Annotated in this window: 16 protein-coding genes and 1 pseudogene; 1 reads left to right on the top strand and 16 read right to left on the bottom strand. The window is 41.7% G+C overall.

The features are described from left to right. Positions 1-25: 25 nt before the first annotated feature. The 5 genes from truB to rimP are packed head-to-tail and all read right to left on the bottom strand — an operon-like array spanning position 26 to position 6143. The gene (gene truB / locus HMPREF1222_RS10460) at positions 26-1144 is read right to left on the bottom strand and encodes a tRNA pseudouridine(55) synthase TruB (RefSeq protein WP_016519377.1); all 1119 of its coding nucleotides are present in this window, start codon (positions 1142-1144) and stop codon (positions 26-28) included. Beyond that, positions 1131-1508 carry a 30S ribosome-binding factor RbfA gene (rbfA, locus tag HMPREF1222_RS10455; RefSeq protein ID WP_006189164.1) on the bottom strand — a complete coding sequence of 126 codons (378 nt, stop codon included), beginning with the start codon at positions 1506-1508 and terminating at the stop codon, positions 1131-1133. Before rbfA ends, truB begins: the two co-directional genes overlap by 14 nt. Next, the gene (infB, locus tag HMPREF1222_RS10450) at positions 1505-4216 is read right to left on the bottom strand and encodes a translation initiation factor IF-2 (RefSeq protein WP_016519376.1); all 2712 of its coding nucleotides are present in this window, start codon (positions 4214-4216) and stop codon (positions 1505-1507) included. The genes rbfA and infB overlap by 4 nt, the downstream gene beginning before the upstream one ends. 7 nt (positions 4217-4223) lie before the next feature. Continuing rightward, a complete protein-coding gene (nusA, locus tag HMPREF1222_RS10445) occupies positions 4224-5681 on the bottom strand; it encodes a transcription termination factor NusA (protein ID WP_016519375.1) in 1458 nt (485 codons plus the stop codon). A 12-nt stretch (positions 5682-5693) separates the two neighbouring features. Beyond that, positions 5694-6143 (bottom strand): ribosome maturation factor RimP, encoded by a 450-nt coding sequence (rimP, locus tag HMPREF1222_RS10440; RefSeq protein ID WP_016519374.1) that lies wholly within the window; start codon positions 6141-6143, stop codon positions 5694-5696. A gap of 301 nt (positions 6144-6444) precedes the next feature. Here rimP and HMPREF1222_RS10435 point away from each other — a divergent pair, with 301 nt between their 5' ends. Then, positions 6445-7716: a glucose-1-phosphate adenylyltransferase gene (locus HMPREF1222_RS10435; RefSeq protein WP_006189169.1), complete on the top strand. Its 1272-nt coding sequence runs from the start codon at positions 6445-6447 to the stop codon at positions 7714-7716. 58 nt (positions 7717-7774) lie between these two features. Here the strand turns inward: HMPREF1222_RS10435 and HMPREF1222_RS10430 are convergent, their stop codons facing one another. From HMPREF1222_RS10430 to HMPREF1222_RS12595, 11 genes and pseudogenes are all read right to left on the bottom strand, one after another. Beyond that, on the bottom strand, positions 7775-7990 hold the full coding sequence (locus tag HMPREF1222_RS10430; RefSeq protein ID WP_016519373.1) for a type IIL restriction-modification enzyme MmeI: 216 nt from the start codon (positions 7988-7990) through the stop codon (positions 7775-7777). A gap of 121 nt (positions 7991-8111) precedes the next feature. Next, positions 8112-8564 carry a PIN domain-containing protein gene (locus HMPREF1222_RS10425; protein ID WP_038076681.1) on the bottom strand — a complete coding sequence of 151 codons (453 nt, stop codon included), beginning with the start codon at positions 8562-8564 and terminating at the stop codon, positions 8112-8114. Then, entirely contained in the window at positions 8527-8751 is a 225-nt protein-coding gene (locus HMPREF1222_RS10420) for a hypothetical protein (protein ID WP_016519371.1), read from the bottom strand. The genes HMPREF1222_RS10425 and HMPREF1222_RS10420 overlap by 38 nt, the downstream gene beginning before the upstream one ends. A 199-nt stretch (positions 8752-8950) precedes the next feature. Beyond that, entirely contained in the window at positions 8951-9232 is a 282-nt protein-coding gene (locus tag HMPREF1222_RS10415) for a helix-turn-helix domain-containing protein (protein ID WP_016519370.1), read from the bottom strand. Next, complete coding sequence (locus HMPREF1222_RS10410; RefSeq protein ID WP_038076679.1) at positions 9229-9585, bottom strand: type II toxin-antitoxin system RelE/ParE family toxin; 357 nt, start codon at positions 9583-9585, stop codon at positions 9229-9231. The genes HMPREF1222_RS10415 and HMPREF1222_RS10410 overlap by 4 nt, the downstream gene beginning before the upstream one ends. 108 nt (positions 9586-9693) lie before the next feature. Then, the gene (locus HMPREF1222_RS10405; RefSeq protein ID WP_016519368.1) at positions 9694-10338 is read right to left on the bottom strand and encodes a hypothetical protein; all 645 of its coding nucleotides are present in this window, start codon (positions 10336-10338) and stop codon (positions 9694-9696) included. A gap of 3 nt (positions 10339-10341) precedes the next feature. Next, entirely contained in the window at positions 10342-10740 is a 399-nt protein-coding gene (locus HMPREF1222_RS10400) for a type IIL restriction-modification enzyme MmeI (protein WP_016519367.1), read from the bottom strand. Between the two features lie 311 nt (positions 10741-11051). Beyond that, on the bottom strand, positions 11052-12947 hold the full coding sequence (locus tag HMPREF1222_RS10390; protein ID WP_016519366.1) for a DNA methyltransferase: 1896 nt from the start codon (positions 12945-12947) through the stop codon (positions 11052-11054). 159 nt (positions 12948-13106) lie between these two features. Further along, a complete protein-coding gene (locus tag HMPREF1222_RS12600; protein WP_016519365.1) occupies positions 13107-13841 on the bottom strand; it encodes a DUF4145 domain-containing protein in 735 nt (244 codons plus the stop codon). Between the two features lie 145 nt (positions 13842-13986). Beyond that, the gene (locus HMPREF1222_RS10380) at positions 13987-15318 is read right to left on the bottom strand and encodes a hypothetical protein (protein WP_016519364.1); all 1332 of its coding nucleotides are present in this window, start codon (positions 15316-15318) and stop codon (positions 13987-13989) included. A 39-nt stretch (positions 15319-15357) separates the two neighbouring features. Then, positions 15358-15712 (bottom strand): annotated as a pseudogene (locus tag HMPREF1222_RS12595) (tyrosine-type recombinase/integrase); the annotation flags it as partial. Positions 15713-15772: the final 60 nt, after the last annotated feature.

Here is a 15772-nt window from a genome sequence, read left to right as displayed (position 1 = left end):
ACTCCAACTTATCAAGGCAAACGCATCAGTCCTGATTAAATACAGCCTCATAATGAAAGCGGTTACCGTTTTTTGTCATAAGTCCTACGCAGCATCCTTCGTAAAATACCGTGGCGGTTCCGATATCCGAAAGCGGCTGCTCGCTTGTAAACCAATGCCCGCTGATGGGCTTTCCGTTCATAAATGCAGCGTAATATTGTTCTTTCAGTGCCGCCATCTGAAAATGCATCGCGCGGGCAAGCGTTTTGCTTAAAGGCAGCGCAGCCTGTTTGATAGCGTCATCCGTAACCGGATGCGGGACAGCTGCCGAATCCGCACAACCGGCAGGCGTATCGGTTGAATCCGCATCTACCGCATGCGCCGCAGCATTCCCGAAAGGCTGCAGTGCCGAAAAGCCCGCCGCCTGTTCAAGCGTAAACGGCCCGACCGCCGTTCTACGGAGCGCGTATACATACGCGGCGGAACCGCATCGATGGGCAATATCCCGCACCAATGAGCGGATATACGTTCCTTTGGAGCAGCGCACGCACAGGACGGCGCCTGTTACCGTTTTACCGTTAGCGGCGTCAAGAGAATCTATACCAACGGTATCTCTATCCGTACCATCTGCATGAATAGCAGCTTTATCTCCGCCTGCAGCATGAGCCGGCACAGCGGAGGATTCTTCGTAAAAAATTTCTTCGATGTCGATACTGTAAATTGTAACGGTTCGAGGCGGTACGCTTACCGTTTCTCCGCGCCGTATCCTATCCGAAAGCCGCTCTCCCGCCTGCTTTACCGCCGAATAAACCGGAGGTACCTGCTCTATAGTCCCGGTCAGCTGCCGGATTGCCGAAACAACATCGGCATACACCGGGAGCGGCTTTTCATCGATGACGGTACCTTCGGGGTCGAGCGTATCGGTTTCCTTTCCGAAATAGAACAGCACACGGTAGGTTTTATCAAAATCCGTGATATACGGCACCAGTTTGGTTAATTTTCCCGAAAGCAATACGAGCAATCCGTCCGCAAAGCTGTCGAGCGTACCGGTATGCCCTACTTTTTTAGTACCGAGTGCATGCTTCACCTGCCAGAGAGAGGTAAAGCTGGTTATACCGGACGGTTTTGCAAAGGGGATAATAAATTGAGGCTCAGGTTTGGGCATTGTTCCCGGAATCCGACTCCGCTTCTAGCGCTTCAAGTTTTTTTACCATATTAAAACCCTCTTCAATACTTTCATCGTAGATAAAGGTAAACTGAGGGCATTGATGGATATGAAGTTTTTTTGCCAAGCTTGTGCGGATAAATCCCGCCGCGTTTTCCAAGCCCCGGACGCCCTGCTTTGTCTTGTGCGCATCCATAAAGCTGGAAACATACACCTTTGCATACGCAAGGTCGCCCGATACTTCCACTCTATTTATAGAAAGAAAGTTGGAAACGCGCGGGTCTTTTATTTTTCCTGAAAAAATCAACTGAGAAATTTCCTCGCGGATTTGCTCCGCGAGTTTATCCAATCGGAATTCACTCATTCGGCTGTTTCTCCGGTTTCGGTATGGGCTTCGGGCGCTTCATAATGCTGAGTATCCGTCAGCTTGCGTGCAACCTCGACGGTTTCGATAATCTCAAGCTGATCGCCTACCTTTATGTCGTTAAAGTTTTCAAGCGCGATACCGCATTCATAGCCGGCGGCAACCTCTTTAACGTCATCTTTAAATCTCCGTAAGGACGCAAGCTTGCCGGAGAACACCACAATACCGTCGCGGATCAGGTGAACCGTGCTGTTGCGCTTTACCGTACCTTCGAGCACGTACGAACCGGCGATGTTACCGATCTTAGGCACCTTAATCACGCTGCGGATTTCAGCCATACCGATAACATTCTCTTTAATATCGGGACTGAGCATTCCTTCCATAGCCTGCTGAATTTCTTCGACGGCTTTATAGATAACATTGTATTTGCGGATATCGACTTTTTCCTGCTCGGCAAGCGCCTTTGCCTGCGACGTAGGCCGGACATTAAAGCCGATAATAATCGCATTGGAATCCGCCGCAGCAAGCATAACATCGGAGTCGTTGATTGCGCCGGCAGAGGCATGGATAACATTCAAGCGTATTTCCCGCGTGGAAAGTTTTTCAAGCGACTGCTTTAAGGCTTCTACCGAGCCCTGTACGTCGCCCTTGATAATTACTTTCAGCTCAAGGACTTCACCCTCGGTAATCGTTTCATACAGGTTATCGAGCGTTACCTTCTTGACGTTGCGTGAGTCTTCAAATCGCTTGAGTTCCTGCCGTTTTAACGAAATCTGACGGGCCATACGCTCGGATTCGGTTACTTGGAAGGGATCTCCGGCATTGGGCATTCCTTCAAGTCCCAAAATCTCCACCGGCATACTCGGCGTCGCTTCGTCTATCTTTTCGCCCTTATCGTTAAAGATAGCACGGACACGTCCCGAATAAACACCCGCGACATAAGGATCTCCGGTATGGAGAGTCCCGCGCTGTACGATAATCGTTGCGACGACGCCTCGTCCGTGATCGATCTTGGATTCAACAACCTTTCCTTCCGCGCGGCAGCTGTAGTTTGCTTTCAACTCCAGCACTTCCGCCTGCAATAGGATTGCATCCAGCAAGTCGTCGATACCCTTCTTCTGCAAGGCTGAAATGGGAACATATATCGTGTCTCCACCCCATTCTTCGGCAACCAAGCCGAGTTCGCCGAGGCGAGTCTTTATTTTATCGGGATTCGCTTCCGGTTTATCGATTTTATTGATGGCAACGATAATCGGAACCTTTGCATCCTTCGCGTGATTGAGCGCTTCGATAGTCTGGGGCATAACGCCGTCATCGGCTGCAACAACCAATACAACGATATCGGTAACCTCGGCGCCGCGCGCACGCATCATGGTAAACGCTTCATGTCCGGGCGTATCGAGGAAGGTGATATTCCCCTTGGGCGTAGACACCATGTATGCACCGATATGCTGAGTAATACCGCCGAACTCATGGGCGGTAACGTTAGTGCTGCGGATAGCGTCCAGCGTCTTTGTTTTACCGTGGTCGACATGTCCCATAATGGTAACCACGGGCGGCCGTGTAAGCAGCTCGGCATTTTCATCACTGACGGTTTCGATAACGGTTTCATCATAGAGGCTGACGATTTTAACATCGCATTCGTATTCCGAAGCCAGAATGGTTGCCGTATCCGCATCGATAGATTGATTCATCGTTACCATCATGCCCATTTCCATCAGCTTGCCGATAAGTTCGGATGCTTTAAGATTCATCTTTCGGGCTAATTCCGCAACGGAGATGGTTTCCATTATCTCGATGCTCTTGGGAACGGCGCTAACTTTTTCTTTCGCTTTCTTTTTTTGCTGCAGAAGCTTCTCTTCAAAGAACTCGCTTTCCTGATCCTTTCGCGAATAGGTCTTTTTGCCTTTAAATGTCTTTTTGGTATTTTGCTTATTGGTTTCGAGCGGCATCGGGCTCGCCATCGGCCGTCCGCCGGAACCGCCCCTATTCTGCCCGCCTTGGAAACCGGGTTTATTAAAGCCGCCTGTCCGCTGTCTATCCGGTGCATAACCGCCCGGACGGCCTCCGCGGCTGTTTTGCTCGCCGCGCCCGTCCTGCTGCGTCCGTCCTTGGGCGCCTGCAAAACCCGGCTTATGCCGGTTGCCTTGATTGCCGCCGAAGCGGTTTGTAGGTTTGGAACCGCCCGCGAGATTCCCCGCACGACGGTCAGGCCGCTTACTGCTTAAATCCAATGAACGGATTTGATTCTTATTATCCGCCTGTACCTGTTGAGCTGAAGCTTCGGCAGTCTCTTTCCGCACCGTTTTTTCGGTTCGGCTTCTATCAAACCGTTCGGTGCGTTCACTGCCGTGCTTTTGTACACGCCGATTTTCTTCGCCCTGCACATGAGCGGCAGGTTTTCGTTCCGGAGACTGTGCAGGACGCTCCGGTGCCTTTTTCAGCTGAGCGGAGAAATCCGCAGGAGTTGAAGATACAACAGGACGCCGCTTTTGTTCACCGCTCGGGTGCTCCCCGGCAGTACCGGACTGAGCGGGATTTGACGCAGGATGCGCTACCGGCTTAAGCTTACGCTTTATTGTCCGAACCGGTTTCTGTTCTGCAGGTTGCTGTACCTGAGGCTGAGCCGTCGACGCCGAAGCCGATTCAGGCTTTGCCTTTTTGAGAATAACTTTTTGTTCCTGGGTATTTTCGATGCCTTCTGCCATACAACTCCTATTCTTCGTCCTCGTATTCAAAACTTAAACCGACACCACAGTTAGGACAAACCGTCATATCGATCGTAATCGGCGCCCCGCATTCGGGACACTCGTATACTTCTTCCGCATCTTCGCTCGATGCAGGCATTGTTTGATTTTCAGGTTGCGGTTCTTGCGCGGGCTCTTGATTTTCATCGATGATTTCAAAGGTCTCATTGATGAGAGCCTCAAGCGCAGCGGCTTTTTCTTCAGACATACCCGGAAGCGCACGAAGCTCCTCATGCGGGATATCCAGCAACTGCTCAACCGTTTCAATATGATTTTCATGTAACGCAGCTAAAACGCCGGGGTCAATACCTTCAACATCCTTCAACAAAACAGCATCATCATTGAACAGTTCTTCCGCCGCCTTGCGGGTCTCGGCATGGATATCCATTTCTTGGAACTGCTTTTCGGTCTTTACGTCAATACTCCAATCCGCCAAACGGTTTGCCAACCGGACATTCAACCCCTGTTTCCCGATTGCAATCGAAAGCTGACTTTCCGCAACAACGGCAAGCGCCATACGCTTTTCTGCATCGAGGATAACGACATTCAACACCTCAGCCGGAGAAAGCGCATTCGCGATAAACACGGCAGGGTCGCTTGAATACTCAAGTACGTCGATTTTTTCCCCTTCCAGCTCGGTGATAATGGTCTGAATACGGGATCCCTTAGGTCCTACGCAGGCGCCTACGGGGTCGACATCCTCTCTATGCGAAATAACGGCAACCTTTGTCCGGTAACCGGGCTCACGGACGATTTTATACAGTTCAACAATATTATCGTAAATTTCGGGAACTTCGAGTTCCATCAATCGGCGCACAAAATCGGGGTCGGTACGGGAAAGAATGAGCTGCACAACATTCGACTGCCGGTGTTTTTTAACTTCTTTTATAAGCGCTTTTATTCTGTCGTTCGGATGGTATATTTCCTGCGGAAGTTGAAACTTTCTCGGCAAAAGACCTTCGACTTTTCCAAGATCGACATAGATATTATCATTTTTCTTCCGCTGATAGTAGCCGATGATAATTTCACCCTCTTTTGCCTTGTATTCGGAATAAATACTGTCCTTTTGGATTTCCCTCGTCGATTGGTGCACGCGCTGTACGCCCGCTTGAATAGAACCGCGTTTAAAATCCTTAGGATCAAGTTCAAAAAGCAGTTCGTCGCCGATTTCGCAGTCCGGCGCGAGCTTTGTTGCTTCTTCTATATCAACCTCAAGTTCCGGCTTCACAACATCATCAACAATTTTTTTACGTGCATAGATGTTTATTGCATCATCACCGGTAATAACGACCGCATTAGCATCGGTTTTAAAGGCCGTTTTATATGCAGCTTTTAACGTTTGTTCAACAATTTTAATTGCAAGGTCTTCATCCAGTTCTTTTTCCAATGCGAATTTACGGACGTCTTCAATTTTTACCCCAGCCATTAACCCGACTCCTTAGATCTTATTCAATTTCGCTTTTTTTATATCCGCATACCGGATATCCCTTTGCTCGCCGGAAATGTTTAAACGGATACCTGTCGAATCCGCAGCCAGCAATTCCCCTTCAAGCCAATCGGGGCAGGAAACTTCCAACACCTTTATATTTTCACCGATAAAGGCCTGAAATTCCGCTGCGTTTTTTATTACTCTATTAAGCCCCGGAGAGCTTACTTCCATTTGAATATCTTGAGAGTTGAGCAGCACCTCGGCACGCGATAACAAAGCGCGGTGTACCTTTGAGCAATCGTCAATTCCAACCCCGTTTTTACTGTAAATAACGGCCTTTACCAGCCATGCGGATTTTTGGTGAACAATCTGCAAATCCACCAGCTTATATCCGAGACCGGTAACCAGTTGTTCATAATCGGTAAAATACGGAACGGTTTCTTTTTGCACATATTCCATTGCATCAACTCCCGTAAACAAAAAAAGAGCCGTTTGAACGACTCCTGCCTAAATTTATAAGGATAATAAAGTTCTTTAAGGATAATAACATAAAGGGAAAGATTATGCAAGGCCGGGGATTCACAGACGCTTCCTACCAATTCGCATTCATAATAATTCTTATTTATTTTGTGGAAAAAAATAAAAACCTCGTTTATACTGATAATAATAACGCGACACAGCAATTTTAATGCGTTCAATAGATACTTCTATCGGTTTTTGCGGAATACGCCCCTGCAAATATCACAAAAAAGGAGGATATATGCCGAAAGTATTATCGATTATCTTGGGAGGCGGAAAAGGTACTCGTTTGTACCCGCTCACCCAATCCCGTTCAAAACCTGCCGTACCGTTCGGAGGAAAGCACCGTATTGTCGATATACCTATTTCCAACTGTATTAACTCAGGTCTTAGGCAAATTTATGTATTGACTCAATTTAACTCTGCATCCCTGCACCTGCATATTGCACGCGCATACCGTTTTGACAGCTTTTCAAACGGATTTGTTGAAATTCTGGCTGCGGAGCAAACCTTTGAGCATTCAGGATGGTATGAGGGAACTGCCGATGCCGTAAGAAAGAATTTTACCCATTTTAAGACTCAAAGTCCGAAATACTACATTATCCTCTCAGGCGATCAATTATACCGTATGAATTTAAAGGAGTTTCTAGCTCAACATGAGGCTTCCGGTGCTGATATTACCATTGCCTGTACGGCGGTAAACCGGCGAGATGCTTCGGGATTCGGTATTATGCAGATTGATAAGCAATCGAATATCACCGCTTTTATGGAAAAACCCGGACCCGACAAAAATATCGACGAATGGAAGATTCCTGCGCAGTCGGGTATTTCGGTTGCAAGTCCCGATAAAGAATACCTTGCTTCTATGGGTATTTACATTTTTAATGCAAATGCGATGGAAGAATGCCTAAACAACAGCATGACCGACTTCGGTAAAGAGATTATTCCCGCTTCGATTAAAAGCCATAAGGTTTCGGCATTTGTACACAACGGCTATTGGGAAGATATCGGTACCATCCGCAGTTTTTACGAAGCAAACCTTGATTTAACGGAAATTACGCCGCAGTTTAACTTTTATGATGCTGAAGCGCCTATTTATACTCACTACAGAAATCTGCCGGCATCAAAAATCAACGGGGCGCAGCTGGATCGCGTTACCTGCAGCGAAGGCTGTGTTATTACTTATGCAACCATTACCCGATCCGTCATCGGTATCAGAACCATTATCGAAGCGGGCAGCGTGCTGGAAGGGGTTGTCTGTATGGGGGCTGACTACTACGAATCGGATAGCAGCAAAGCGGGAGATGAAAGAGATGATATTCCATGCGTCGGTATCGGAAAAAACTGCCATATCAAAAAAGCGATTATCGACAAAAACGCGCGTATAGGGCATAACGTATCAATCGGCATGGGCGAAATACCGCCCGACGGCGACTACGGTTATTATCACATTGTCGATCGGATTTACGTTATCACCAAGAACGCAATTATTCCCGATAACACCGTCATTTAACAAGCAAGAAGGAAAAGGTAAGAAAAAAGACGATTACGGCTTCAACACAGGGCAACCTCTAAAAACCTCCGTTTTTAGAGGTTGCGACCGTTTTGTTTTGAATTGTATCTTTTACTTGCTCTTCAAAAAATATGAATTGAGCGATATTTTCTACGCCGAACACGGTTGTAAGCAAATCTATCCAGAATTTCTGAGTTTCACCCTTTTCGTATCCGTGCCCTATCCAGTTTTCTATAAATTTTTTGGCAGCTTTTGCCTGTTGCCTCTGATTCATGCAAGGATTATATCACATTTTGTATGATTTTTCTATTGACAAGCGCCTCAGTGTGGGCGTTCGTCCTAATATTCATTTACCTGCAACGATGGCTGTCTTAGGGGTCAGGTTGAAGCGGGTGTTAGAAAGACTCTTCCTTAAATGGATTGATTACCATTACTCCACGATATGTCTGCCCCGGGTTTAAATCTTCAGAAATAATGCATTCACATTTTGCTTTCTCAGCAGCAGCTACTATCAATGAATCCCAAAATGATAATTGTAAAATTACACTAATATCTATTGCTTGTTCTATCAACTCTAAGTCATTTTGAACAATTTCCATATTGCAAAAATTGTGTATAATATTTTTAACAATTATTCGATCTGCCTTTAATTTTGTTGTTGCAACTACATAGAATTCTTTAAGTACTTGTGTTGATATTACCGGCTGATGTAAATTTACAACTTTCTCTATTATTTTTCGAGCTTTTGCTTGCTTATATGAATCTTTTGAGTCAAGGGTATAAACAAGTATGTTTGTATCAATAAATATTTTAGACACGATATAATTCTTCCCTTGTCCATTTTTCATCGCTTGACATCGCATTTAATGTATCCATAAGTGAAAAAGTATCATGAAGCCAGTAATCTTTATTGGTAACAACCGTTTGCTCAATAAGTTTCCTTACAAGAAAATTAAAGGAGATATTATGTCTCTTTGCATATTCTCGCCCTGCCTGTAAAACAGTTTCATCAATTGATAGCGTTATATTTTTCATAAATGCTCCTTATCAACACAGTATAAGTGCACACATTAATAAAGTCAAGATAAAAAGAGATTCTGTAAATTATAGATTAATGCTTATTCATTTATCTTCTAAAAAACTATATATTTTTTTAGTCTTTCTAACATTGTTTTAACCTGCAAACAGGCATAGCCACATTTGTCGGCTTTGAAAACTGTGTTAGGTTTTGTTTTTATTGTAGTTGTAATACTAATTTTTTCCCCAGAACATTCGCAGCTTTTGTAAGCGTTGCAAGTGTCACGGAATCATTGTATGGATTTAGAAGCCTATCCAATGCAGCGCGAGACGTAGACATTTTCTTAGCCATTTCAGTTTTATTGATATTTTGTTTCTGCATTTCTTCTAGTAAATTATATGAAATCAACCGCTTAATTGCCTCGTTCTGTACATCTGTGGCAATACCCTCTTCTTCGAGAAAATCATTAAAGGAACTTCCTACATAAGCATTATTCATTTTTGACCTCCTAAAACCAAGTTTCTTCTTTTCTTTCCCAACTCCATATCTTCTTTTGGAGTTTTCTGTGTCTTTTTTACAAATGCATGGAGCAATATCATCGTATTTCCGCTTACAGTGAACATGATTCTGCAAATCCTTTTGTCGGAAATACCAGTTCTTACTTCCCATAAATCAGTGTCGAGTTTTCTAACCATTGGATAACCAATCGGCCACAACATTTCTACTGCCATAATATCCGCACCGACAGATTTTTTATCTTCTGGAGATAAAGCCTTCAGGAAATCTCGTACAGGTTCATTATTTTGCTCTGTTTTGAAAAAATCTGCTTGTATTTTCTTTTCGACTTCCATACCTAAAACGTACCATAATTGATACATTTTGTCAAATAAGAAACACAACGGAGAAAAATTTATTTATTCTGATTGGCAAAGAGAATATACGATATAATTTAAGCTGCTTTATGGCAACAGACTTGAAATCTGGTGAACAATTCCGGAAGCGAGTAAATTTCCTGCCACATTGAAGCACAAGTCTCTTATGTGTTTTAATGCTGTTTGTATTATATTTGAATCCTGACGAATTATAGCAGAACGGATATCCTCAATACTATCAGATACAGACTTTTTTTCGCTTTCTGTAAGCCCTATGTTCTGTAAGTTTTCGGAAATCGATTTTACAAGCGATGCTGCTTTTTCAAAATCGATCTGGTTGTTTGCCATATTTACAGTAGTATTTTGAAATGCCCCAATGGCATTATTACCGCTCACATTTCCGTTGATTGTGATATTGACTTTTTGACTGCTGTCACGAGTTTCTTTTTCTTGTAAACTATTCAAAGTTTTCTGTCCTGATTTTAACATATTTTCGCATTTGACTAGAAGCCATATACCAAAAGACCCGTCTGTATAACCTTCGTACTTCGAAATAAGATTGTTTTCCAGAAATTCATTCAAGCCATACTCAAATGCGTCAATATTAATAGTATGCTTGTATTCTTCCGATTCTATCAATACAGCAGGGTCGTCGATTTCTTCATTATCGTAATGCTCTAATAGCAAACTGTAGATAAATTCAGCTTCATCAGAAAAGATATGTTCTGCCATATATTACTCTCCTTTCGATAATGTTTCATATAATTTGAACAGCTCTGCCACGCACTCACTCTCCGTCATCTTGATATTAAAGCCGTATGCCTGCATGACCGCTGTATCATTTTCTCGATGGGCTTTGCGAAGATCGGCGGGCATAAAACTTTCGTCATACAGGCCGGCAAGTGAGGAATCGGAGAACTTTTTCCGTGCGTCCAAAATAGATTGTGCACTCTGTTCAATTTTTGCTTTCTGCTCGACAGTCGGATCGCACCATGGAAAATTGTTGTAGACGACGGTGTTTGAGTATTGATATCGTGTTTCCAATCTTCCCGCAACAACTCGCATCCATGCATTATGAACATTGCTCATCAGAATTCCGAATTCATACAGCACACAATTTCCGGCACGGGGCATAAGGGCTTCGCGCGATTCTCAATGAACACATCCGCTGCGTCTATCATATAGCCGTTAATCTGTTTGGCTTCTTTTCGGTTCCCGCCTTCGTCAAAGATGTATTTTTGTTTCTGTATGGAATTTTTATGCGAGAACCCGATTATCACGCAGTGCACATGAGCCTTTTCCGTACTCTCCGAATCCCAAGGTATAACTTCGGCAGCCAAATAAGGCTGCCTTGTTAACCGATGAGTTTGCCTTACGGCAAACATCACTGATTGTATGTGCGCTATCGCGCACGAATGCAGCAGTCTTCGAGAATTGATATCCTCTCAACTGCTGCATTTTAAGGAACGGAAAGTACGCCACGCAAAATCTATCGAAAGTCCCTGCTCTGAAAGGTATTTCCATAAAGTCGGAACTTGCTCACCTTGCGTGATTGAATTCGTAGAAACAAACGCACATTTTGTCTGTGTGTCCTTTATAAGCGCAATCGCCTTTGCATACCAACACGAAACATAGTCAAGATTACCTACTCCCTTGAGTGTTTTGGGAAACAGAGAAACAAGTTCCTCTTTCTGCATTTTAGACTGCTCCTTTTTCCCTACGAACGGCGGATTTCCCATGATATAGTCGTAGCGGTGCACTGTTCCATCCGTTTCCGTCGTGAATCCGCTAAACAATCCGTCAGTCGGCTGGCTATTTTCACGAGACAGTTTTAAAGTGCTCCAGTCCATAAGCAGGGCGTTACCTTCCACAATAAAAGCATTTGTAGTGAGCGGCAGAAAGTCGATATCCTTGTTTACAATCTTTTCAGTTTCCTTCATCATCTGACATTCGGCAATCCAAAGTGCAGTCTTTGCGACGGTAACGGCAAAATCGTTTATCTCGATACCATGGAACTGTTTTATCGTCACTTGTATCGGGTCATACAGGTCGCCCATAAGGGTCTGTCCGCCGCTCAAAAGACGGATGCAGCAGTTTTCAAGGCGACGGAGAGAAAGATAGCTTTCGGTCAAAAAATTTCCGCTTCCGCAGGCAGGATCAAGGAATGTAAGGGTACTGAGTTTTTCTTGAAAGGCTTGGATTTCTTTTTTCTGCTTTTGGCTCATAGCGGCATAAGCCTTGTCAAAGTTTATTTCATCAGGGCCTATCCCCATGATGTTCGTAAACTCAAGCTTTAAGCCGTCCATAAAAAGCGGGTCAATTACCTTGTGAATGTTCGCGATGCTCGTGTAATGCATTCCGCCCTTACGCCTTGTTTCGGGGTTCAACGTGCTTTCAAAAACCGCACCGAAAATCGTAGGACTGATTTCCGACCAGTTGAACGGTGCACAGTGGTTTACAATTACATCGACAATCTCCTCTGTAAAGTTTGGAATCTCAATCTGCTCGTCTTTAAACAAACCGCCATTCACATAAGGGAACGGTTTCAGACTCTCATCGTATTTATCTCTGTCTTCAATGTTGGTGTCTAAACCCTTGAACAACTCAATCATCGCCTTGCGAAGATGCGGAAGATTGAAACTTTTTATATAATCTTCAAAGCTGGTTTTCGTAGCAAAAATGCCTGCGTCCTCTGCGTATAAACAGAACACGATTCTGACACAAAGAATATTGAGCGAACGGAGACTTTTTTCGTCGGGGGCAATATACTCTTTGTAGAGAGCATTGTATAATTTGCCGACCAGTATCCCTGCCTTTAAGCTGATTTCTTCTTCTCGCTTGATATTTTCAGTTTTTGTATCCACAAGGAACTGTAGACGGTAAAAGTCTTTTTGCAAATCTTTTAAGAAAACCTGTTGAGGCTCGCTGTTGGGGTTTTCCATATCGTAGATTAAAAACTCATCAAAATTACAAGTGACAATCCACTTGGGGTGCAGGCTTAATGGTAAATCGGCAACATATTTCTTTGCCTGTTGAAACGGGGTTAAAAGAGAGCCGTCACTCTGTTTGATTGGCTCGCGTAAGTTCTTGTAACTCGATTTCTGTTCAATCATTACACGAGTAGAAGGAATATACGCGTCTATAAAGTTTGTGACCGTTTTGTTTTGAATTGTATCTTTTACTTGCTCTTCAAAAAATATGAATTGAGCGATATTTTCCACGCCGAACACGGTTGTGAGCAAATCTATCCAGAATTTCTGAGTTTCACCCTTTTCGTATCCGTGCCCTATCCAGTTTTCTATAAATTTTTTGGCAGCTTTTGCCTGTTGCCTCTGATTCATGCAAGGATTATATCACATTTTGTATGATTTTTCTATTACACATGTCCCAGTGTGGTGAGCAACATAGCAGGCGGCGTATAAGCTGCAAGCAACGAAAAAGACGTAAGGCTTTTTCGTTGCGCCGTCGGTTTAATTGTCTGTCGGGTTTGAAAACAAATGTTATGCTTTTTTCATTTTATCTTTGTCATCAGCAATTGTTTTAATTTTTGCTAATCTTTCCTCTTTCTCATGTCTTGCTATATACCAATTATCAACTAATATTTCAAGAAGATTTATTAACAAAAAAGATTCATTTTTATCAACATCAATAATTAAATTGATATCTTTTTCCATATGAGCACCAATATTACCTATTTTTCTAACAGAATCTATTGCATTATAAGTTAATCTATCAATTTTGTCTTTTATTTGGTCTATTTCTTTATTTAAGTTATCAGGTTTTACTTTCCAAAAGTCTCTTATTATTCCCTGCAAACATCTTCTTGAGATTGTTGCAGAAGCTTTAGGGCTTAAATCAGCTATTAAACAAGCTTCTTTATAATCATTTGAAATTACTTCTGGAATGTAATCCGGAAATTTTCTAATTTTTTTGTCAGGATAATACATTTTTCCGTCTATACATTCAATATTTTTTATATAAGCGTGAGGAGGAACAAGGATTTTTTGAGCTTTATACACTGAAACATAAATTGTATATTTTTTACATTCAGGATTAGGGCAAAATACAAATTTTGTTTGTAGATTATATCCACAATGTTCTTTTAGCTCATGAAAATTATTTGATATCTCGATATCATTGCTATTCAATGTTGAAAAAGAATTACAATGTGGGCATTTCCAAGCAATAGCATTTGTATTAATATTTAAACATTTTTCTAATTCTATTTTTTCCATTTTTCCCTGACCAGGTCTCCTCTGTCATGTGCGTATAATAGGCGACAGAACTCCGTCTGTCGTCCGACGCGTAGCGTCCGTATAACATTGTTTTAAACCGCAAACGATTTATCCATTTGGCGGTTTTTGAAATGGTGTTAGATGCTCATGTAGGCTTTATAAAAGAAACATTTTTATCTTTATATTTTATAATTTCTTCATCAGGAAGCATACCTAATATTAGACTGGCATTGTAAAAAATACAATTTCCATTTTTAAATGGTTTTATATTAAATGGCTTTCTATTACATATTTTTACATCAGCTAAATCATCTTGGAAAAATTTACAAACTGGAATCTTTTCGATAAAAATACATTTTTCATTCATTGGAGTAAAATCTTTTTTTATATATGCGTCTAATAATACAGCTACACCGAAAATTAGTGCTAATGCATATGAGTTTGTTTGATCGTCCAAAGTGGAAACTTTTGTATTATCTTGACAAGTTTGAATGATTACTGGAGATAATATTACATTTGCCAATAGTTTTAATTTATCAATATCTTGAAAATAATAAAAAAAAGTTCTTTTGTTTATATATTCATTCAATCCTGTTATACACCGTTGCAAATAACTTTTAACAAAAACGAAATATTCATTATTTTTTCCTAAAGAATTAAGACTTTGAATATCTTTCTTTAGTTTCTCTACAAGCGGAGACAGTGTTGATAAGACATAAGGATTTTCTCTATGAAATATTTGAAAAAATGTTTCCGTACATAATATTGATGTTTTCGAACAGTATTTTAGTCTTTTAAATAATAAATTTAAAATTTCTCCTGGATAATCTGATTGTAAAGCTGTTTCGGTAAAAAAATACGTAAATCTAATTAAATCATCAATGTAAGGAAAGTTTTTGTTAAAATATAGAAATAATACTTTATAAACTGGGAGAACATTTGAAGTTTGTAGATATTTAAGAGCATCTTCCTTTTTATAGTTTCTTGCTATAAAAAATGTCATCATCGCCATTGTTTCTCTTAAGCATTTATATGAAACATGATATTGTTTTTCTTTGATGACTATGAAATATTCTGTTACTTCTTTTTTATAAATTTTATGTTGAATTTTTTCGCACAATAAGAAATAGTCTGATCTATGCTCTAGGTTTTCTCTGTCCAAATTGTAATTGTATAGGTACATTAAATCATTATATTTTTCGATATAAGAAGACAAATAACCTGTATCATATTCATTGTTATTACAGATTTTTACATTTAAGTCTGCATAGATATTTTTCACAAAGGAAAAATACTTAAACAGTAAAGAAATTCCACTTACTGTACATATACTTTGTAAATAATGTGTATATTCATGCACAAACAATGAATATTTATTAACATCCATTGAATCAATATTGAAATTTAGATTTAATATAAATCTAAAAATATTAAAATTATTACCCTCTTCTTTTGAAAAATAATCTATTTCTTCCATTTTTCAACCTTTCATCTCATCATGCGTGAGCATACACATCTAACGCTTTTTTCTATCTTTCTTCATGATATCACAAAAAGCCTCCATTTGCAATCTAAACTGATGCAAAGATCCCATCCTGTCTATAGGGCTTTGAACGCCTAGATCGCCGCGGTTTAAGACGTGAGGATAGACCAGAGCGATTGAAACATCGCTGTGACCGAGAAGCTCTTGGATGGTACGAATATCGTAACCGGATTCCTGTAGATGCGTTGCAAATAAATAGCGAAAAGTATGGCAGCCGATTGGTTTCGGGATACCTGACTAAAACGGATTCGTGGAGGAGGCGCTGAATAACCGAAAGATCAATGTGGTGCCGCCCCTACTCGCCTGTTCCTTTATTTTGCCATTGGCGTGGAGAGGAAATACCAAAGAACATATCAAAAACAGCTAGTCTCTTAATTCTGGGTTCGAT

This window comes from Treponema vincentii F0403, assembly GCF_000412995.1.
Classification (GTDB): domain Bacteria; phylum Spirochaetota; class Spirochaetia; order Treponematales; family Treponemataceae; genus Treponema; species Treponema vincentii.
This window is presented reverse-complemented; position numbering and strand designations above follow the sequence as displayed.